Source organism: Terrirubrum flagellatum (assembly GCF_022059845.1).
Classification (GTDB): domain Bacteria; phylum Pseudomonadota; class Alphaproteobacteria; order Rhizobiales; family Beijerinckiaceae; genus Terrirubrum; species Terrirubrum flagellatum.
Genome location: NZ_CP091851.1, coordinates 1,471,324 through 1,490,346 on the forward strand (window position 1 = coordinate 1,471,324; position 19,023 = coordinate 1,490,346).

At 64.7% G+C, this 19,023-nt stretch carries 18 protein-coding genes; 7 read left to right on the plus strand and 11 right to left on the minus strand.

Annotation, left to right across the window (positions count from 1 at the left end; translation table 11 throughout):
* Positions 1-26 precede the first annotated feature (26 nt).
* The 6 genes from L8F45_RS07125 to L8F45_RS07150 all read right to left on the minus strand — a co-directional run bounded on the left by L8F45_RS07125 (position 27) and on the right by L8F45_RS07150 (position 6,774).
* Positions 27-1,361, minus strand: coding sequence for a nucleotide sugar dehydrogenase (locus tag L8F45_RS07125; RefSeq protein ID WP_342362184.1), 1,335 nt, complete (start codon positions 1,359-1,361; stop codon positions 27-29).
* 66 nt (positions 1,362-1,427) lie between these two features.
* Positions 1,428-2,300: an ABC transporter permease gene (locus L8F45_RS07130; RefSeq protein WP_342362185.1), complete on the minus strand. Its 873-nt coding sequence runs from the start codon at positions 2,298-2,300 to the stop codon at positions 1,428-1,430.
* Between the two features lie 7 nt (positions 2,301-2,307).
* Positions 2,308-3,375 carry an ABC transporter substrate-binding protein gene (locus tag L8F45_RS07135; RefSeq protein WP_342362186.1) on the minus strand — a complete coding sequence of 356 codons (1,068 nt, stop codon included), beginning with the start codon at positions 3,373-3,375 and terminating at the stop codon, positions 2,308-2,310.
* Positions 3,376-3,405: 30 nt separating this feature from the next.
* Positions 3,406-4,464 carry an ABC transporter ATP-binding protein gene (locus L8F45_RS07140; protein WP_342362187.1) on the minus strand — a complete coding sequence of 353 codons (1,059 nt, stop codon included), beginning with the start codon at positions 4,462-4,464 and terminating at the stop codon, positions 3,406-3,408.
* Positions 4,464-5,285 carry an ABC transporter permease gene (locus L8F45_RS07145; RefSeq protein ID WP_342362188.1) on the minus strand — a complete coding sequence of 274 codons (822 nt, stop codon included), beginning with the start codon at positions 5,283-5,285 and terminating at the stop codon, positions 4,464-4,466. The genes L8F45_RS07140 and L8F45_RS07145 overlap by 1 nt, the downstream gene beginning before the upstream one ends.
* A 250-nt stretch (positions 5,286-5,535) precedes the next feature.
* Positions 5,536-6,774, minus strand: coding sequence for a metal-dependent hydrolase family protein (locus L8F45_RS07150; RefSeq protein WP_342362189.1), 1,239 nt, complete (start codon positions 6,772-6,774; stop codon positions 5,536-5,538).
* Positions 6,775-6,879: 105 nt separating this feature from the next.
* On the opposite strand from L8F45_RS07150, the gene L8F45_RS07155 reads away from it, so the two are divergent.
* Genes L8F45_RS07155 through L8F45_RS07180 form a run of 6 tightly spaced genes read left to right on the plus strand, consistent with a single transcriptional unit; the run spans position 6,880 to position 11,829 of the window.
* Complete coding sequence (locus L8F45_RS07155; RefSeq protein ID WP_342362190.1) at positions 6,880-7,653, plus strand: ABC transporter ATP-binding protein; 774 nt, start codon at positions 6,880-6,882, stop codon at positions 7,651-7,653.
* Entirely contained in the window at positions 7,650-8,357 is a 708-nt protein-coding gene (locus L8F45_RS07160) for an ABC transporter ATP-binding protein (RefSeq protein ID WP_342362191.1), read from the plus strand. The genes L8F45_RS07155 and L8F45_RS07160 overlap by 4 nt, the downstream gene beginning before the upstream one ends.
* A gap of 17 nt (positions 8,358-8,374) precedes the next feature.
* On the plus strand, positions 8,375-9,571 hold the full coding sequence (locus tag L8F45_RS07165; RefSeq protein WP_342362192.1) for an ABC transporter substrate-binding protein: 1,197 nt from the start codon (positions 8,375-8,377) through the stop codon (positions 9,569-9,571).
* A complete protein-coding gene (locus L8F45_RS07170; RefSeq protein ID WP_342362193.1) occupies positions 9,571-10,434 on the plus strand; it encodes a branched-chain amino acid ABC transporter permease in 864 nt (287 codons plus the stop codon). Before L8F45_RS07165 ends, L8F45_RS07170 begins: the two co-directional genes overlap by 1 nt.
* Before the next feature lie 7 nt (positions 10,435-10,441).
* Complete coding sequence (locus L8F45_RS07175) at positions 10,442-11,353, plus strand: branched-chain amino acid ABC transporter permease (protein ID WP_342362194.1); 912 nt, start codon at positions 10,442-10,444, stop codon at positions 11,351-11,353.
* Entirely contained in the window at positions 11,350-11,829 is a 480-nt protein-coding gene (locus L8F45_RS07180; protein WP_342362195.1) for a GAF domain-containing protein, read from the plus strand. Before L8F45_RS07175 ends, L8F45_RS07180 begins: the two co-directional genes overlap by 4 nt.
* An 86-nt stretch (positions 11,830-11,915) precedes the next feature.
* Here L8F45_RS07180 and L8F45_RS07185 read toward each other — a convergent pair whose 3' ends face one another.
* Together L8F45_RS07185 and L8F45_RS07190 are read right to left on the minus strand one after the other, a co-directional pair.
* The gene (locus tag L8F45_RS07185) at positions 11,916-12,701 is read right to left on the minus strand and encodes a DUF2793 domain-containing protein (RefSeq protein ID WP_342362196.1); all 786 of its coding nucleotides are present in this window, start codon (positions 12,699-12,701) and stop codon (positions 11,916-11,918) included.
* 83 nt (positions 12,702-12,784) lie between these two features.
* On the minus strand, positions 12,785-13,363 hold the full coding sequence (locus tag L8F45_RS07190; RefSeq protein ID WP_342362197.1) for a sugar transferase: 579 nt from the start codon (positions 13,361-13,363) through the stop codon (positions 12,785-12,787).
* A 100-nt stretch (positions 13,364-13,463) separates the two neighbouring features.
* Here L8F45_RS07190 and L8F45_RS07195 point away from each other — a divergent pair, with 100 nt between their 5' ends.
* The gene (locus L8F45_RS07195; RefSeq protein WP_342362198.1) at positions 13,464-14,435 is read left to right on the plus strand and encodes an NAD-dependent epimerase/dehydratase family protein; all 972 of its coding nucleotides are present in this window, start codon (positions 13,464-13,466) and stop codon (positions 14,433-14,435) included.
* Positions 14,436-14,440: 5 nt separating this feature from the next.
* Here the strand turns inward: L8F45_RS07195 and L8F45_RS07200 are convergent, their stop codons facing one another.
* The 3 genes from L8F45_RS07200 to L8F45_RS07210 form a co-directional block, all read right to left on the minus strand.
* Positions 14,441-15,667, minus strand: coding sequence for an O-antigen ligase family protein (locus L8F45_RS07200; RefSeq protein ID WP_342362199.1), 1,227 nt, complete (start codon positions 15,665-15,667; stop codon positions 14,441-14,443).
* A gap of 40 nt (positions 15,668-15,707) precedes the next feature.
* Positions 15,708-17,693: a polysaccharide biosynthesis protein gene (locus L8F45_RS07205; protein WP_342362200.1), complete on the minus strand. Its 1,986-nt coding sequence runs from the start codon at positions 17,691-17,693 to the stop codon at positions 15,708-15,710.
* 92 nt (positions 17,694-17,785) lie between these two features.
* On the minus strand, positions 17,786-18,913 hold the full coding sequence (locus L8F45_RS07210) for a glycosyltransferase (protein ID WP_342362201.1): 1,128 nt from the start codon (positions 18,911-18,913) through the stop codon (positions 17,786-17,788).
* Between the last annotated feature and the right edge of the window lie 110 nt (positions 18,914-19,023).

The following is a 19,023-nucleotide window of genomic DNA, read 5'->3' on the forward strand; positions in this document are numbered from 1 at the left end:
GGATGGCTGGTCCCGCGCTGGCGGGCTCAGGCCTTGACGATGTGGGGGGCGGCGATCCCGAGCCGTGCGCAGACATTGCGCGTGTCGACCATCAGCGGCGCCTGGGCCGCGATGGCGGCGTAGTCGACTGCGTCATGGTCGGTCGCTATCAGCACGGCGTCATAGGCTGCAGCCGCGTCGCCGGCGATGGAGGCCGAGCGGCGCCCGGCCAGCGCCGCATGCTCGCGCGTTAGCGGGATCACCGCGACAAAGGGATCGTGATAGTCAGCTTGCGCGCCGCGCGCCTCGATCAGTTCGATCAGCTTGATCGACGGGCTTTCGCGGATGTCCTCGACATTCTTCTTGTAGGCGATTCCGAGCACGAGGATGCGCGCCCCGCTCAAGGTTCGGCCGCGCACGCGGTCGAGCGCCTCGGCGAGGCGATCGACCACGAGATAGGGCATGCGCGTGTTGATCTGGCCCGCGAGCTCGATGAAGCGCGTGTCGATATCGTATTCGCGCGCCTTCCAGGTGAGGTAGAACGGATCGATCGGGATGCAGTGCCCGCCAAGGCCGGGGCCGGGATAGAAGGGCATGAAGCCGAAGGGCTTCGTGCTCGCGGCGTTGATCACATCCCAGATATCGACGCCCATCGCGCCATAGACGACCTTCAACTCATTCACGAGCGCGATGTTGACGGCGCGGAAAATGTTCTCGGTGAGCTTCACCGCTTCCGCCGTGCGCGTGGATGACACCGGCACGGTCTTCACCACGATCTGCGCGTAGAGCGCGTCCGCGAGCGCCAGCGCGTCCGCGCCATCGCCGCCGACGACTTTCGGGATCGTCGCGGTCTGAAAATTCGGATTGCCGGGGTCCTCGCGCTCCGGCGAATAGGCGAGGAAGAAATCGACGCCGCTCTTCAACCCACCGCGCTCGAGGATCGGGCGCACAAGTTCGTCGGTGGTGCCGGGATAGGTCGTGGATTCCAGCACGATCAACTGGCCCGGCCGCAGCGTCGCCGCGATCGCGTCGCTCGTTTTCTCGACATAGGAGAGATCAGGCTCACGGAAACGCGTCAGCGGCGTCGGCACCGCGACGAGGATCGCGTCCGGCTCCGAGAGCCGCGTGAAGTCCGCTGTCGCCTCGAAGCGGCCGCTGGCAAGCACGTCCTTCACCAGCGCGCCGTCGATATGTTTCATGAAGCTTTCGCCGCGATTGAGCTCGGCGACGCGCGCGGCGTTGATGTCGAAGCCGATCACGCGAAAACCCCTGCGCGCGGCGGCAAGCGCCAGGGGAATGCCGACATAGCCAAGCCCGATGACGCCGATGGTCGCGGTCGCCTGTTCAAACGAGGCTTTCAGCGCGGCGACGTCAGGCTTCATGCGGGTTCCGGGGCTTCGGGAGCGCGGTCCCTAGGACGTCGCTCCGGGGCTGGCAAGGCTCGCCGCTCAGCGGTAGCGCCGCTGCACCGCGACGCTCGCGGCCACCGTCAGGATGATCGTCGCGATCATCAGGATGAAGGACACGGCGCCGCCGAAAGGCCAGTTGTTCTGCCCGGCGAAGGTCGAGAAGACGAGCGGCCCCATGGTCTGGAATTTCGGCCCGCCAAGCAGCACCGGCGTCGCATAGGCGTTCATGGCGAGGATGAAGGTCAGGATGACGCCGGCGACAATGCCCGGCATGGCGAGCGGAAAGAGCACACGCGCCGCCATCTTCATCGGCGGCGCGCCGAGGCTGAAAGCGGCCTCCTCGACATTGCGATCGATGCCCTCGATCACGCTCTGCAGCGTCAGCACCATGAAGGGCAAATTGACCGCGATGATGCCGATCACTACGGCGGTCTCGGTGTACATGATCTCGATCGGCGTCGAGATGAGGCCGATCCCCATCAGCGAGGCGTTGACGAACCCCTTCGATCCGAACGCCACCATCCAGCCGGCGGAGCGCACGGCGTTGCCGACAAAGAGCGGCAGCACGATCGACATGATCAGCAGATTCTTGAAGCGCGACTGCGTGCGCGCCACGACATAGGCGAGGGGAAAGCCGAACAGCAGACAGATCGCCGTACATACGACCGACACGCGGATCGTGCGCCAGAGAACGGCGAGATAGAAGGGGTCGGTGAAGAATTTGACGTAGTTCTCGATGGTCAGCGCATCGACCATCAATTTGCCCGGCACGAACGCGTTCAGGCTGTAGCGGAACAGGATCGCGATCGGGACGAGAAGCCCGACCGCGACAAAGAGCGCGGCGGGAACGAGAAGTCCCGCCGCGGTGAGATTTCCCGGTTCCCCGACCGAGCGTTCGGCGACAGCAGCCATATCTGAATCAGGCCTTGAACACCTTGTCCCACCACTCCTTCATCGCCGCGTCGTTCTTGGCGAGGAAATCGTAGTCGAGATCCTTCATGCGCTTCTGTTCTTCATCGGTGAAGCCGATGCGCTTCATGAGATCGGCCGCGACAGCCGCGTTGGTGACGGTTGGCGCGTAGCCCATATCGACAGCGAAATTCTCCTGCGCGCCCTTTTCAAGCATCGCATCCATATAGGCGTAGGCGCCGGCCTTGTTCGGCGCATTCTTCGGAATCATGAAGCCGGAGATATAGGCCATGATGCCTTCGGACGGCGCGATCGAGTCGCAATTGATGCCGGCGTTCTGCCACTGCACCGCGCGCGCCTTCCACATCAGGCCGATGCCGATCTCCTCGGTCTTGAGGCCCTGCGCGAAGGCTTCGTTGGTGGGATAGAGACGCGCGCCGCCTTTCTTCGCGGCGAGCAGCAGCTCCTTGCCCTTCTCCAGCGCCGTCATGTCGCCGGCTGCGGCGAAGCCCGCGGCGAGCATCACATACTGATACTGGATGTCGATGAAGCCGAGCTTGTTTCCGTATTTCGGATCGAACGCGTCCTTGTAGGAGGTCGGCGCCGGCTTGATCATCGAGGGATTGTAGACGACCACCTTGCCCGACAGGATATGGCCGACGCCGAAGGGATATTTCATCAGCGGGATGATGCTGCCGGCGTTCTTGAGCTTGGAATAATCGATCGTCTCGGCGATCCCGGCTTCGTTCATCTCGAACATCTGCGCGGCGGACAGGCCCTGAATATCGGTCGTGCCGCGCGGCAGGCGCTTCTCCGCCACCATCTTGGCGCGGCGCGGCGCGTCCGACGCCTGATCCTGCACCACCTCGTAGCCCTTCGGTTTGAGGAACGGCTCCTCGACATTCTTGGTCAGCAGGCGGGCATAGTCGCCGCCCCATGTGCCGACGACGACGCGGCCTGCGCCCTGCGCGCGCGCAGGCGTGATCACCGCCGACGGCAACAGCGACGCGCCGGCTGTGGCGCCGAGAGTCTTCAGCGCATCGCGCCGATCAAATGATTTCTTCTCGTCCCGAGACATATCGCACTCTCCCCTTGATGCTGCGAAAATTCAGACGTTGCTTTCTGCGAAGATCATGCCGGCGTCCGCCGGCCATCCCACCATGACGCGTTCGCCGATTTCAGGCGGCGCGCTGTCGCGCCGGTTCGGCGTCTGCACGATGACATGGTCCCGCTCGTTGAGCTTCACATGCACGTCGAGCATCGCGCCGAGATAGGAAACGAAGGTGACCGCCCCTTCGATCGCGTTGTCAAGGCTGGCGGCAGCCGGGCCGATGGTGAGCCGTTCGGGTCTGAGCGCCAAAGTCGCGGGGCCGGCCGGGCCTTCGGCGCAGCGCAGCGCGAGGCCGCCGCGCGTGCGGAACCGGCCGGACGACTCCATCTCGCCCTCGATCATGGTCGAACGGCCGACGAAATCGGCGACGAAGCGATTGGACGGCCGTTCATAGAGGTCGGCCTGCCGTCCCACCTGCTTCACCACACCATCCGACATCACGACAAGTCGGTCGGCCATGGTCAGCGCTTCTTCCTGATCGTGCGTGACCATGATCGTCGTCAGGCCAAGTTCGCGCTGCAAGGCGCGGATTTCGACGCGCACGTCGAGGCGCAGCTTGGCGTCGAGATTCGACAGGGGCTCGTCGAGCAGTAGCACGTCCGGCCTGATGACGAGCGCGCGCGCGAGCGCCACGCGTTGCTGCTGGCCGCCGGAGAGCTGGCGCGGATAGCGTTCGCCGAAGCCCGCGAGCCTGACGAGGCGCAACGCCTCGGCGACGCGCGGCGCGATGTCGGCGGCGGCGACCTTCCGCATCTCCAATCCGAACGCGACATTCTGCGCCACGGTGAGGTGAGGGAAGAGCGCATAGTTCTGGAAGACGAGGCCGGCGTTGCGCTTCCACGGCGGAAGATTGGTGACGTCGCGCGCGCCGAGCGTGATCGTCCCTCCGCTTGGGGGAACAAATCCGGCGACCATGCGCAGCGTCGTTGTCTTGCCGCAGCCGGACGGCCCGAGCAGCACGAGAAATTCGCCGTCGGCGACATCGAGCGACACCGAATTGACCACGGCGTGATCGCCATAGCGCTTGGTCAGATTTGAAAGCGAGAGCGACGCCATTACACCACGCGCGAGAGTTTGACGTATCGATCGGTGACAATCATCGCCACGCCGATCAGCGCGATCTGGAGCACCGAGACGGCGGCGACGGTCGGATCGATCTTCCATTCCAGATATTGAAGGATCGCGATCGGCAGCGTGATGCGTCCGGGACCGACGAGGAACAGGCTCATTTCGAGATTGCCGAACGACATCACGAATCCGAACAGAGCCGCCGCGACCACACCGGGCCGGATCGTCGGCAGCGTGACGCGAAAGAAGGTCGTCAAACGATCGGCCCCGAGACTCTGCGCCGCTTCCTCGACGGCGCGATCGGCGCCTGCAAGGCTCGCGGTTACAAGGCGCGCTGTCCAGGGAATGACGACGAGCGTATGGCCGGCGATGAGGCCGGCGATCGAGCCGAGGATCGGCAGCTCCGTCGCGATCTCGACCTCGATGTGGAAGACATAGAGCGATGTTCCCATCACCACGCCGGGCACGATGAGCGGCAGCAGCAGAAGCTGATTGAGCGCCGCGCGGCCGAGGAATTCGCGGCGCGCGAGGATGAGGCTTGCGGGCACGCCGAGCGCGAGGCCGAGCAAAGTTGCGGCCACACCCACTTCGAGACTGGTGACGAAGCCCGAGGTGAAGTTGCTATTGCCGGCGATCGCGCCGAACCATTTCAGCGTGTAGCCCTCGGGCGGAAATGAGGGGATTTCCTGCCGGAAGAAGGCGAGCCACGTCACGAAGAACAGCGGCAGCGAGATGAAGGCGAGCGTCAGCGCAGCTATGCCGTTCAGCGCGAAGCGGCCGAGCGCGCGGGAGTCGCTGGAGGGAGTCATGCCCCTCATCCCCGGAACGGTGAAGTGAGGCGACGAGTCGAACGGAACCGTGTCCGGGGACCAGCGAAAAACTTGCGCGAAAGCGCACTTCTCCGAAAATGATTCGAAGACTCGCTTCGCTCGCAGGTCTTGCGCTGGACCCCGGACTTCATTCCGCTCACTGCGTTCGCTTCACGAATCCGGGGACGAGGAGAGTTTGGTCTCATTACATGGCTCCGGGGACGGAGCGAGCCTTTCGCCGAGGCATTTCTCAATTCAGCGTGTTCTTGTGCATGCGGCCGCCTTGCATGATCAGGGCCAGATGCTTGCCCTGCCCGATCAGCAGTGCGAGATCCTTCAGCGGATCGCCGTCGACGAGCACGATGTCGGCATGGGCGCCGGCGCGCAGCGTGCCGAGATGGCCTTCCTGCCGCAGCAGCTTCGCCGCATGCACGGTCGCGGAGCGAATGACCTCGATCGCCGGCAGCACGCGGCCGCGAATGACAAACTCCTCCGACTGATGGCGATGCATTTCGCCGAGCAGGTCGGAGCCATAGGCCATGGTCAGCCCAGCCTGCTTCATGATCTCCAGCGACTTCATGCCGGAGATCCGCACGGTGTCGACCTTGGCGATCGATTCCGGCGCAAGGCCGAGCTGCGGCCCCTCGACGCCGAGATATTCGTAAGTGACGAGCGTCGGGCAGGCGATCGCGCCTTTTTCCGCCGCGAATTTCGCCGTGTCCGCCTGGATCAGATTGCAATGTTCGAGGCTGTGGACGCCGCATTCGACGGCGCGACGGATCGCAGCGTCGGTGTAGAGATGCGCCGCGACATAGGCGCCTGCATTCTCGGCCTCCTCGACGGCGGCGGTCACCTCTTCGCGCGAGAAGCCGAGGAAATGAATGGGATCATTCGGCGAGGCGACGCCGCCATTCGCCATGATCTTGATGAAATGCGCGCCTTGCTTCAGCTCCTCGCGGCATGCCTTGCGCACTTCGGCGACGCCGTCGACGAGGCGGCCGAGCGAGCCGAGCTTGAAATTCCATGTGGCGGGGTCGCGCGCGTCATAGCGCGAACGTGAATCGCCATGGCCGCCGGTCTGCGACAGGGCCTTGCCGGGAATGATCAGGCGCGGCGCCTCGATCAGCCCCTGCTCCTGCGCTTCGACGAGGGGATAGGTGGCGCCGCCGAGATCGCGCACGGTGGTGAAGCCGCGATCGAGCATGCCCTTCATCACGCGCGCGGCGCGATAGGCGACTGTCGCGTCGGGAAGCTGCGCGTTCTGGCCGATATTGACCATCACCGCGATGACATGGACATGGCAGTCGATCAGGCCCGGCATCAGCGTGCGGCCGCCGCAATTGATCGAACGCGCAGTCGACGCTTTGATCGGCTTGTCCGACAGCTCCTTCACGCGGCCGTCCTCGACGAGGAGCTGATAGCCTTCGACGGTCTCATCAGCGACATGCGGATCGAGAAGTTTGAAATTCTGGAACAGCGTCAGGCTCATCGAACTCTCTGTTGCGGCGCGTCACGGGAAAGATATTCTCCACGTTAACAAGGCCGGCGCCGGCTTGACCAGACGGCTTCAGCTCCCCTCCAACAGTCCGGGCGTATGCAGGGCCAGTCGCCGCTTCTTGAGATTGCGAATCTGTCGCGGCGGTTCGGCGGGCTGAAGGCGCTGAACGGTGCCGATATCGCCATCGCGCAGGGCACGATCACCGGGCTCATCGGGCCGAATGGCGCGGGCAAGAGCACCTTGTTCAATGTCGTCTCAGGTTTGATGAAGCCTGACGCAGGCGAGGTGCGTTTCGCAGGCGCCGACATCACCGGACATGCGCCGGACGCGCTTGTCGCCGCAGGCCTCGTGCGCACGTTCCAGCTCGCGCGCGGCTTTCCCAAGCTCACTGTCTTCGATCATCTCATGCTCTATGGTCCCGCGCAGCCGGGCGAGCGGTTCGCGGCCGGTCTCTTCGGATCGACGGACGCGCGGCGGCGCGAGAGCGAGCTTTCCGACAAAGCGCTCACGCTGGCCCGTCGATTGAAGCTCGATGCGGTGCTCGCCAATCCCGTCACCGCGCTCTCCGGCGGCCAGAAGAAGCTGCTCGAAATCGGGCGCGCACTGATGGCGGAGCCGAAACTGATCCTGCTCGACGAGCCCATGGCCGGCGTCAATCCAACGCTTGCGGGCGCCATCGCCGAGCATCTGCAATCGATCCGGGCCGACGGCGTCACCATCGCTCTGATCGAGCACGATATGGGCCTCGTCGCGCGGCTCTGCGACAAGGTCTATGTCATGGCGGAAGGCCGCAAGTTGGCTGAAGGCGCGTTTGCTGAGATCGCGGCGAATCCTGATGTGCAGGACGCCTATCTCGGGCGGCGGCGATGAGCGCGCTCGTCGTTGAAAACGTCGTCGCCGGCTATGGCGCGGCCGAGATGGTGCTGAAGGGCGCGAGCATTTCGGTGGCGCCCGGCGAAATCGTGTCGCTCATCGGCCCGAACGGCGCGGGCAAGTCAACGTTGATGAAGACCATCGCCGGTCTTCTGCTGCCGCGCGAGGGGAGCGTGACCTACGCCACCGCCGATCTCACGCGCGCAGCGCCATTGCAACGCGTCGGCACCGGACTGTCGCTCGTGCCGCAGGAGCGCAACGTGTTCGCGACGCTCGGCGTCTATGAAAATCTGTTGATGGGCGCTTTCACCGCGCCGCGCGAGGCGAAAGCGCGGGCCGAAGAATTGATGACGCGTTTTCCCATGCTGGCGGAAAAGCGCCGCCAGCTCGCGCGCACTCTCTCCGGCGGCCAGCGGCAAATTCTTGCAATGGCGATGGGGCTGATGACGCGGCCTTCGCTGCTGATGCTGGACGAGCCGACGGCTGGCCTCTCGCCGAAGGCGGCGGACGAAATCTTCGACATCATCGCCGGCTTGCCCGCCACTGGCGCATCCGTGCTCATGGTGGAGCAGAACGCGCTTGAAGCGCTCAACGCCTCGACGCGCGGTTACGTCCTCGTCAATGGCGCGGTGGCGCGCGAAGGCGCGGGCAGGGCGCTCGCGGAAGATCCGGATATTCGCCGCCTGTTTCTCGGGGGATAGTTTTGGAGGAGGAGATCATGACGAATTTCAGCATCGATCGTCGCGCGCTTGCTACGGGACTTGCGGCCAGCGTCGCCGCGCCGGCCGTTGTTCGCGCACAGCCGTCGGGTCCGATCAAGCTTGCGACTCTGACGCCGTTGACCGGCGCCGGCGGCCCCTATGGTCCCGTCATGGCGACCGTGGCGAAGGCCGTCGCGGAAGAAGTGAACAAGGCCGGCGGCGTGCTTGGCCGCGAAGTTGTGATCGTGTCGGAAGACGACCAGACCAATCCCGAAGCCGGCGTGCGCGCGGCGCGCAAGCTGATCGATGTCGACAAGGCGGTCGCGATCATGGGCACATGGGCGTCGGCGGTGACGACGGCGGTCGCGCCGCTCTGTTGGGAATCGAAGACGTTCCTCGCAACGGTGTCAGGCGCCGATTCCATCACCGCGCTGCCGCATCAGGGCTATCTCATCCGCACCCAGCCCAACACGACGCTGCAGAGCAAGAAGTTCGGCGAGTTCGCGCTGGAGCTCGGCGCAAAGAAACTGTTCTACATGGCGCCGCAAACGCCCTTCACGCAGGCGACGGCGGCTCTCGTGAAAGCTGCGATGGAGAAAGCCGGCGGCGGTTCAGAGATGCTCATCTATGACGACAAGAAGCCGTCACTGCGCAGCGAGGTCGATCAGGCGCTGCGCTATAATCCCGATGTGCTCTTCATGGGCGGCTATGCGCCCGACACGACGGTGTTGATGAAGGATCTGTTCCGCGCCGGCTTCAAGGGCAAGCTCATCACCTTCGCCTACGCCGTGAACCAGAAGGTGGTGACGGAGAATCCGGCCGATGTGACCGAAGGGGTCTATACGCTTGCGCCGTCGACCGCCGAAGGTTCGCCCGCCTATCAGCATGCGGTCGAACTCTCCAAGGCGGCCAATCCCGATCCCTACACCTGCCAGGTCTATGATCACGTCAACCTGATCCTGATGGCGATCGCGCAGGGCAAGGACGCGAGCGGCGCCGGCATTCGCGAGAATGTGCGCAAAGTCGCGCAGGGCGGCGGGACGAAAGTGACGAACGCGATCGAAGGACTGAAGGCGATCGCAGCGGGGACGAAGGTTGATTACGAAGGCGCCTCCGGCCCCTGCGACTTCACCGAGGCCGGCGACATCATCGATTGCAAGTTCCGCTATGAGCAGGTGAAGGGCGGCAAGATCGCGCTGATGCGCATCGCCTGATGGCGCTGCTTCTCCAAGCCATTCTCAATGGGTTGATGACCGGGGCGCTGCTCGCCGTCCCGGCCGTCGGCTTTTCCGCGATGTTCGCGGTGCTGCGCTATCCCAATTTCGCCATCGCGTCCTATGCGACGATCGGCGCTTTCGCCGCCTGGGTGATCAACACGAAATTCGGCGCCGGAGTCGCGCTGTCGATTGCGCTCGCTTTTATTGTCGCCGCAATCGTCGGCGCCATCTGCGAATGGCTGGCGATGACGCCCTTACGACCCGCTGGCGCCTTGCCTGCTGCGATCGCTTCGATCGCGTTAGGAGTCGTGCTCGAAAATGTCGTGCGCTTCATCTTCGGCAACGACCTCAAGGCCTATGATCTGCCGATTGTGCGCGATATCAGGTTCGGCGACATCAGGATCGGACCGCAGCAGGCTGAGAATGCATTGATCGGCATCGGCGTGATGCTCGCCGCCTTCGCCTTCCTGAAATTCACGCGGCTTGGCCGCGCGATGCGCGCGGTCGCCGACAACGCTGATCTCGCGCGGCTGAAAGGCATCGTGCCGGCGCAGGTCGAGCTCGTCGCGGTGCTGATCGGCTGCGGCCTCTGCGGCGTCGGCGGCGTGCTCATCGGGCTCGACACGTCGATCGATCCACTCACGGGATTCCGCGTGCTGCTCGCCGTGTTCGCCGCTGCGGTGCTCGGCGGGCTGGGGAGCCTTCCCGGCGCTGTCGTCGGCGCGTTTGCTCTCGGCATCGCCGAGGAACTGTCGCTGTTCATCGTCGCGCCGACCTATCGTTCGGCGATCGGCTTTCTCGTCATTCTCGTGATGCTGTCGGTGAAGCCGCGCGGCCTCATGGGCGACAGGTTCGCGTGATGGCGCCATGACGAGCTATCTCTTCTTCATCCTCACCATCGGCGGCGTCTATGCGCTGCTCGCGCAAAGCCTCAATCTCATCTGGGGCGGCGCGGGCATGGTCAATCTCGGCCTCGCCGGATTCTTCGCTGTCGGCGCTTACGCCTCCGCCATTCTGACAAAAGGCTTCGGCCTGCCGATCGCGATCGGGCTTATCGCGTCACTCGCGGCTGGCGCAGTGGCAGGATTCATCGTCACGATTTCGACGGCGCGTTTGCGCGACGACTATCTCGCGATCGTGACGCTTGGCTTCGCCGAAACGGTGCGGCTCATCGCCCTCAACGAGGCTTGGCTCACGCGTGGATCGGACGGCATCTCAGGCATTCCCGGCCCCTGGCGCGCGGAGCTTGGCCCAAATTTCCATCCCTTCTATTGCGTCTTCGTCTTCATCATCGTCGCGATCGTTTATCTCCTCACGAAACGTCTCGATGATGCGCCCTATGGGCGAACGCTGAAGGCGATCCGCGAAGATCCCGAACTCGCCGCCTTCGCCGGCAAGAAGGTGATGCGCTTCAAGATCGAGGCATTCGCGCTGTCGGCGGCAGTCGCTGGACTCGCGGGCGCGATCTATGGCCACTACACCTCCTATATCGCGCCCGATCTCTTCCAGCCGCTGATCACGATCTATATTTTTCTCGCGGTGACGGCGGGTGGACTTGGCCGGCCGATCGGCCCCGTGATCGGCGCCTATCTCGTCATCGCGTTTCTCGAAGGCACGCGCTTCATCGTCGAACTTATTCCGGGACTCGGGCCGGTGCAGGTCGCGGCCACGCGCGAGATGCTGATCGGAGCGGCGCTCATCCTGATCCTGCGGCTCAGGCCGCAAGGGCTGCTGCCGGAGCAGTCGCGACCCGTTCCCCGCGTTGGAGACGCTGCATGATGCTCGAAGAAGCCGCCGCTCTGCTTGGTGAAGTCGGCCAACCGCAGACGCTTTATCGCTGGCTCGACGAGAAGACGAAATCGCTTGTCGGCCACAAGCTGTTCACGCTGCTTTACGTCGATGGCGAGGAGGTGGCGCGCGTCTACTCCTCGCAGCCCGACTCCTACAAGCTCGCGGGCCGCAAGCGCATGGGGCCGACGCCATGGGGCGATCTCGTCATCAGAAAACGCACACCATGGCTCGGCCGCACGATGGAGGACATCCGCTGGGCTTTTCCCGACCACGCGCTGATCGAGAGCCTGGGATGCGCGAGCTGCATCAACATCCCGATCGTCTATAACGCCGCGACCATCGGCACGATGAACATTCTCGACGTCGCGAACGCCTATGACGAGAAGTCGCTGGCGCTCGTCGCGCCCTACGCCATGCTGCTGATCCCCGCCTATCTCAATGCGGCGCGCGGGATCGGACTTTGAGAAAAGCGCAATCGCGCTGAAAGCGCGAAACGCCGCCGTCAAAATCAGCAACAACCAATCGCTGATGATCGCAGCGAGGGCGATCATCAGCTTATCACCGCGCGATCGGCGACGCTGCGCCATGACGATCCATCGGAGAAAGCGGGCACGGCCCCGCCGGAGGCGTCGCTGACATAGATCAGCGCGCCGGCGCCTGCGCCGCTGGCGGAAGGCAGGGCGGCGACCGTCGAATTCCTCAGCCTGATCGGCGCGCCCGCGATGATGCGATCCGTCGCGAAGCGCATCGTCTCGCTCCAGCTTGAACCATCGCTGCTTGTCTTTACGCTGAGATCATCGTCGCCGGCGAGGCCGATTTCGGCGCGACCGGAATAGGCCTTCTGGAAAAGCAGACTTGCGGTCGCGCCGGTCGAAGCCTTGTTCACGGTGAGGCGATGATCGCTTGTCGCAGCGGTGAGCAAAGTTCCGTCGCCGGCGACCGCAAGAGGATGGCCGGAATCGGGCGTCGCATTGATCCCGAGCGTCTCGGCGCTGCGCACCTTGAGATCGGTCCAGGCGCCGCTGTGGAAGACCAGCATGTGCCGCTCGGCGGCGACGAAGACGAGCCAGCCTTCGTCAGGGACGAGATAGCGCCAGGCGGCGTCCTGCAAGAAGGCGATCTGGCCGTCCTTGCCTGCCCATGCGCCGGTCGCGGAGGCCGCGATGAGATAGCGCGCGCCGTCGGCAGGCGAGGAGGGTGGTGCGGCATGCGTGCGGTCGAGAACGGAGAGCTGGACGAGCCCGTCGAGCATCAGCAGCGCTTCATTGTGGGTGACATGCTTCTGCGCCTGGGCGGCGGAGAGGAGGGGAAGCTGGAGATGGCCGGTGGCGGGCATGGCGCGCTCCTGAGTGATCTATAGTCCCATATATGTGCTTTTAATCCTATTGTCAAGCGCCGGACATTCGAAGCCGCTCCGGTTCAATAGACCGGCGGCCGCTTCAGGATGAAAATCGCCGTGCGGGCCATGATCCAGAGATCGCCGAGAAAGGTGATCTTGCGGGCATATTCGCCGTCGTTTTCAGCCTTCTCGGCCTCCGTCATGCCGGTGACGCCGCGGATCTGGGCCAGACCGGTGAGGCCCGGCCTGATGCGATCCGCGCCGTTCTCGCGTCGTATGCGGGCCTGGAGGTGTTGGGACGGCAGGCCCGGCCGCGGTCCGACGAAACTCATGTCGCCGATCAGGATATTGAAGAGCTGGGGCAGCTCGTCGAGATTCGTGCGGCGCAGGAAGGCGCCGAGCCGCGTCGGCTTCAGCGCCGCGGCGTCGGCGGACGACAATTCCGGCGTGCCCACGGGGTAGGTCCGGAACTTGAAGATGACGAAAGTGGCGCCGTCGCGGCCGTCCCGCACCTGACGGAAAAGCGTGGGCGCGCCGTCCATGAGTAGGATGGCGCCGGCCACGATCAGCAGCAGGGGCGAAAGAAGGGTCAGGCAGACGGCGGACAGCGCGAGATCGAGTGCGCGCTTTCCGAATCTCTCATACATGGTCGAAGTCACGGCCGGGTCAGATGATCGGGCGCTCTAGAACGAGACGGGGACAAGTGGAAGTCGCTTCGGAGCGGACATCGCGCAGCCAATCGCGGCGAGAATTCGCCCGATGATGGATGGGACGGACCGGCGCGACCAGGAATCTCCGACTCGGCGCGTGCTCGTCACCGGCGCGAGCGGATTCGTCGGCGGCGCGATCGCGCGCCATCTCCATCATTCCGGCTGGCGCGTGCGCGTTGCGGCGCGTCGCCCGACTCATTTTCGCCGGATCATGGAGGAGGTCGCTGTGGGCGACCTGCGCGAGGCTGTTGACTGGGCCGCCGCGCTCGAAGGCTGCGACGCCGTTGTGCATGCCGCGGGTCTCGCGCATCAGCCGCGCGGCGTCGCCGACAGCGAGATGTTCCGCATCAATGCTGAAGCGACCGGCGCGCTGGCGCGCGCGGCGCGCAGCGCAGGTATCACGCGTTTCGTGTTTATCTCGTCGGTGCGCGCCATCGCTGGCGCGTCGTCCGACGTCGTGATCGACGATCACTCGCCCTGGGCGCCGACCGACGCCTATGGCCGCTCGAAACTCGAAGGCGAGGCGACTGCGCTCGCGAGCGGCGTTCCCACGGCGATTCTGCGTCCGACAGCCGTCTGCGGCGCGAGCGCGCGCGGCGCCTTCGCGCTGATGGCGCAAATGGCGCAGGCGCCCATGCCGATCCCGGCGCGCGGCTTGAGAGGCCGACGTTCGTTCGTCACCGACCGCAATCTCGCCGACGCGGCGCGGGCGCTGCTCGTGGAAGAGCGCGCGGCCGGCGGGCGATTTCTCGTGGCGGAGCCGCGGCCTTTCACCGCCGAGGATTTCATCGTGGCGCTGCGCGCTGCGCGCGGCGCAAGGCCCAATATCGCGCCCTTGCCGCGCTTTGCGATTGCGATCGCCGCGCGGCTGCCGCGTCTCGGCGACATGATCGAACGTCTCGATCGCGATTTCATCGTGGAATGTCCGGCGCTAACAGCGTTGGGCTGGAAACCGGTCGAGCCCAGCGAAAAAGGCCTCGCGCGCATGATCGATCCGCCGGTCGACACGGGCGGCTGGTAAGCGCTTCACGCTGCGCGCGAGCGCGACATCAGCGAGAGAATCGCGACGCCCGCGCCTATCGACGCGATGAGCCAGCCTTGCCATGCGCCATGGGCGACGAGCGCGAGCGCGCCCGACGAGGCCATGAAAGTCAGTGATGATATCTGCTGCTCGCGCGGCTGCTCGCCGATGATGCGATAGACGCGCCAGATCAGCGCCGCCATCAGCAGCGCCCCGATCGCGCCCATCTCGGTCCATATCTGCAGGAATATGTCGTGGGGATGCATCGCGACCAGCGCGCGGATGTCCTCCGGCGCGTCGGCGACGAGATTCGATGACGTCACCGAGGCCGAGGAGCCGAATCCAGTTCCGAAGAGCGGCGCGTGACGCAGCGAGTGTCCGTAGATGCGCCAGATTTCGATGCGCTCGGGCGCATGCACGCTCGCCAGCATCTTTTCCAGGCGCACGGGCATATACTGATGGAGGAATTCGCCGACGAAAGGCGCGGCCGCCAGCGCGAGCAGGGTGCAGACGAGGCCGCATCGGCGCACGACGGTCAGGTTCATGCGCGCAAGCAACATCACCACAATACCAGCGAATATCGCGCTCATGCCGGAGCCGGTTTGCGATTTCAGAGCAGTCGCGGCGAGCACTGCGACCGCCAGCCATACGAATCGTCGCTCGCTGCGATCGAACAGCCGCGAGATCAGATATGGCGCCATCAGCGACATCGCTTCAACGGCGCGATTATATTGCAGCAACTCAACACGCGAGCCGATCATCCGGCGCAGCGGCATGTTGAATGTCAGCTCGAACGCGACCAGCGCGGAGCAGATGATCAGCGACAGGCAGAGATGGCGGACAAGGGCTTCGCGCGGATATTCGGCGAGGCCTTTCGTAACGATTGCGCTTGCGATCACGGCAATGAGGGTCTCGCCCAGAGCAAAAGCCGATTCCCGTATATTCAACGTCCATGTCAGCGACAGCACCGCGTACGCCACAAAAAGGGCGACGATCGCGAATTCAGGAGAGTAGCGCGGCCGCAGCGCGAAAAGGCCCGAGATCAAGGAGCCGTTTCGCAGTGACTGGCTGATCACGCAGAAAATGGCGGCGACGCAAACCGCAGGCAGGGCTGCCTTGTTGGCGAAGGCGGTGGCGAGCGGCAGGCCGTAGAGGATCGCGGCACGCGCGGCATGATCGCATGCGACAATCAGCGCGTCGCGTCTCCCCGGAGACAGATAGGTGCGGTCCATCAGTGACGCGACGCGGAACTCAAGGATATCAGAGCGCCGCTCAGCGCGGGCGCTTCAGTTTCAGCGGCAGCACGTTGTCGGCCGTCGATTCCGGCGTCTTCCGCTCTGCGAGCGCCGACAGTTCAAGCGATTCCGGATCGGTCATCACCACGCCGCTGCTCGTCGCGAGATCGCGCAGCAGCTTGATGAGAGCCGGTCGATCATTGGCGTAGGCCGCCTCGCGCAACTGCCTGATCGCTTCGGGGGAGAATTCCGGCGCGGCGCTGCGCGGCTCGGCGTAGAGCACGCCGGGGTGGGCGGTGTGGAAGCAGGTTTCATCGTCGCAGAACAGCTTCTCGCTCAACTTCTCGCCGGGTCTCAGGCCGGTGAAAACAATGTCGATCTTCTGGTCCGGCGACAGTTCGAGCGATGCGATGAGCTGCTTGGCGAGATCGACGATCTTCACCGGCTTGCCCATCTCGAGAACGAACACGCGGCCGCGGCGGCGATCATTCTGGATGCCGTCATGCGCGGCCTGGAAGATCAGGCCGGCCGCCTCGCGGACGGTCATGAAATAGCGGTCCATATCAGGATGCGTCACGGTGACAGGGCCGCCGCGCTCGATCTGCTGTCGGAACAGCGGCACCACCGAACCTGATGAACCGATGACGTTCCCGAAGCGCACCGACATGAAGCGTGTGCCGGTCTCGCCGTTTTCGAGCCGCCGGCTGTCGAGCGAGGAGACATAAAGCTCGCACAGGCGCTTCGTGAGGCCCATCACGCTCGATGGGTCCACCGCCTTGTCGGTCGACACCTGCACGAAGATCGCTGCGCCCGATTCCGCGGTCGCCTCCGCCACATTGATCGTGCCGATGATGTTGGTGAGCACGCCCTCGCGCGGCGTCTCCTCGACCATGTCGACATGCTTCAGCGCCGCGGCGTGGATGACGATGTCGGGCGCGAAATCGCGGATCACGCTGCGCACGATATCCTGATCGCGGATGTTGCAGAGGATCGGGTCGATATCGAGATCGGGGAACTCGTCCTGCAGCTCGCGCCTGATCTGATAGAGATTGAATTCGCTGACATCGAGAAGGCCGAGCCGCGCTGGCGTCGCCGCCGCGACATAGCGCGCGACCTCGGCGCCGATCGTGCCGCCGGCGCCGGTGATCAGGATCTTCTTGCCGCCGACGAGCTTTTCCTGCGTCGCGGCCGGCATCGCGCCGGTCTCGGCGCGGCCGAGCAGTCGCGCAAGCGGCGGCAGCGAGCCGATCGTCTGACCGAGAATCTGGTCGGGGCGGAACTCTTTATGCAGGCGCACGCCGCGCAAACCGGTCACCGTCGCGAGAATGTCCTGCTCGTCGGAATTGAGCCGTTGCAGCGAGGCGCAGATCAGCGCGCTGTCGGGAAAGCGATCTTCCCGCTGAAGCTTGTCCAGCACCGATGAAAGGTCGCGGATGACGCCAAGAATGCGAATGCCCTGGATCGAAAGCCCGACATGGCGCTGCTTGTCGCCGAGAATGCCGATCACTTCGAGCTGATGCGGATAGGCGGCCGCCCAGTTGATCACCTTGAAAACGTCGCTCGGCCCGCCGACGAGCAGCAGGCGCGTCACGCGGCGATTGGCGCTCCTTGATTTGCGCCGGTCCCGATAGTCGCGAAGCATGCGGTAACAGATGCGCGGCCCGGTGAGCGCGGCGACTTCTGCAAGGAACAGGATGAAGGGCAGGGAGCGCGGCGTCGATTCGAGTCGCGTGATGGTGAAGGTGAGCGTGGTCCAGATCAGAATCGAGACGGCCGTGGCGACGACGATGAGGCGAACGTCGGCGATCGAGGTGTAGCGCCAGTAGGCCGAAGACAGCCCGATGATCTGATAGACGATGACGCAGATGACCGCGAAAGTGAGGCCCGAATAGATCAGGTCGTCGGAACTGCGCAGGAAATCGGTCGTTCCCAGCCGCGCCGCGAATGCCGCCACGAACGCGACGAGCGACGCGACGAAATCATGCAGCGCGATCAGGACTGAATATTTCCGCAGGCGTGGCATCTATTCGATTGGTCCTCAAACTGCCAGGCGGCGACCATCAGGCAGGTCGCCGCATCGGGACAAGGCCGCCAGCGGCCGGATTTCACGGGTTCCTATCGCAATAAGCTGTTGTAGGCCAACAGCACGTCGGAAGTCACGGCTTCGACGGTGAAGCCGTCGAGCACGCGCCGGCGCGCATTCTCGCCCCATGTTTCCAGTTGCGAAGGATCGCTCCAGACCTGCGCGATCGCCGCGGCGATCTCGTCAGGCCGTTCCGGCGCGACGACCCGTCCTTCGACGCCATTTCGGACGAATTCGCGGCAACCCGGCGTGTCCGTGGTGATGAAGCCGCGCCCTGACGCCGCGGCCTCCAGCATCGATCGGGGCAGTCCTTCCGCCGCAAGGGACGGTTGCAGACAAAGGTGATGGGAAGTCCATACGCCGGCGATGTCCCGCGTCCGCCCGCGCCAGGCCGCGCCGTCGGCGCCGGTCCAGCTTTCGAGCTGCGCGCGGGTGAGGCTCGCAGGATTCTGCGGGTCGGGGTCGCCGAACAGCGACAATTCGACCGGGACTCCGGCCGCCCGCGCGATCCTGATAGCCTCGACCGCGTCCTCGACGCCCTTCGAGCGCAGCATGCGGCCGACGAAGGCGCAGCGCAGACGATCCAGCGGAGGCAGGGGGAGGGGCTTCCACTGCCCGGCGTCGACGCCGGCGCCGCCGAGGATCGAGATGTTGGCGTTTCGCGTGAGATCAAGCCCGAAAAAAGCGGGGTCGTCGCGATTCTCGAACAGGAACCAGCTTCGGCGGCCGGCGAACAGCAGCGGAATTGTCGCTTTGAGCGCCGCGCGCAGCAGGCGCGCCGGCCATTTCGGAGAAATCCCCAACCAGCCGCGCCCGGTGAGCGCATAGACGGAACGATGCCGCCATTCCGTAAGCGCCAGCGCAAAGCCGATCAGAATCGGCCGAAGCGCGATGAAATGGACGATGTCCATGTCGTGGTCGCGGATCGCGCGCCGGATCGCGGCGAATTCGGCCAGCGCCGATCCGAGCGACACCTTCTTCCTGTCGCCGTCGAGCGGGAGAAGCCGAAAGCCCCGGGATTCGAGGTCGGCGCGCGCCTCGCCCCAGCGGCAGGCGATCCAGATCTTGAATCCGGCCGCGCGCGCGGCCTCCGCCATGGGGACGAAATGCGAGCGGAAGAACCAGTCTTCCGTAACGACATAGAGGAGGTTTCGGCTCACTTGAGAGATCGGGCAGGTCGCCGGACGGCGGCGTCGTGTCGGCTATAGCGGACGCGAATGCAACCGCCGCCCCGGATTTTCGGGAGACGAGTCCCCGTCCGGGCGTAGAT

Bases quoted from the DNA above. Each gene is read 5' to 3' on its own strand.
- L8F45_RS07160 (WP_342362191.1), top strand. From the start codon at position 7,650: ATGAGCGCGCTCGTCGTTGAAAACGTCGTCGCCGGCTATGGCGCGGCC.
- L8F45_RS07165 (WP_342362192.1), top strand. From the start codon at position 8,375: ATGACGAATTTCAGCATCGATCGTCGCGCGCTTGCTACGGGACTTGCG.
- L8F45_RS07145 (WP_342362188.1), bottom strand. From the start codon at position 5,285: ATGACTCCCTCCAGCGACTCCCGCGCGCTCGGCCGCTTCGCGCTGAAC.
- L8F45_RS07175 (WP_342362194.1), top strand. From the start codon at position 10,442: ATGACGAGCTATCTCTTCTTCATCCTCACCATCGGCGGCGTCTATGCG.
- L8F45_RS07125 (WP_342362184.1), bottom strand. From the start codon at position 1,361: ATGAAGCCTGACGTCGCCGCGCTGAAAGCCTCGTTTGAACAGGCGACC.
- L8F45_RS07135 (WP_342362186.1), bottom strand. From the start codon at position 3,375: ATGTCTCGGGACGAGAAGAAATCATTTGATCGGCGCGATGCGCTGAAG.
- L8F45_RS07140 (WP_342362187.1), bottom strand. From the start codon at position 4,464: ATGGCGTCGCTCTCGCTTTCAAATCTGACCAAGCGCTATGGCGATCAC.
- L8F45_RS07170 (WP_342362193.1), top strand. From the start codon at position 9,571: ATGGCGCTGCTTCTCCAAGCCATTCTCAATGGGTTGATGACCGGGGCG.
- L8F45_RS07155 (WP_342362190.1), top strand. From the start codon at position 6,880: ATGCAGGGCCAGTCGCCGCTTCTTGAGATTGCGAATCTGTCGCGGCGG.
- L8F45_RS07205 (WP_342362200.1), bottom strand. From the start codon at position 17,693: ATGCCACGCCTGCGGAAATATTCAGTCCTGATCGCGCTGCATGATTTC.
- L8F45_RS07185 (WP_342362196.1), bottom strand. From the start codon at position 12,701: ATGCCCGCCACCGGCCATCTCCAGCTTCCCCTCCTCTCCGCCGCCCAG.
- L8F45_RS07180 (WP_342362195.1), top strand. From the start codon at position 11,350: ATGATGCTCGAAGAAGCCGCCGCTCTGCTTGGTGAAGTCGGCCAACCG.
- L8F45_RS07150 (WP_342362189.1), bottom strand. From the start codon at position 6,774: ATGAGCCTGACGCTGTTCCAGAATTTCAAACTTCTCGATCCGCATGTC.
- L8F45_RS07195 (WP_342362198.1), top strand. From the start codon at position 13,464: ATGATGGATGGGACGGACCGGCGCGACCAGGAATCTCCGACTCGGCGC.
- L8F45_RS07130 (WP_342362185.1), bottom strand. From the start codon at position 2,300: ATGGCTGCTGTCGCCGAACGCTCGGTCGGGGAACCGGGAAATCTCACC.
- L8F45_RS07200 (WP_342362199.1), bottom strand. From the start codon at position 15,667: ATGGACCGCACCTATCTGTCTCCGGGGAGACGCGACGCGCTGATTGTC.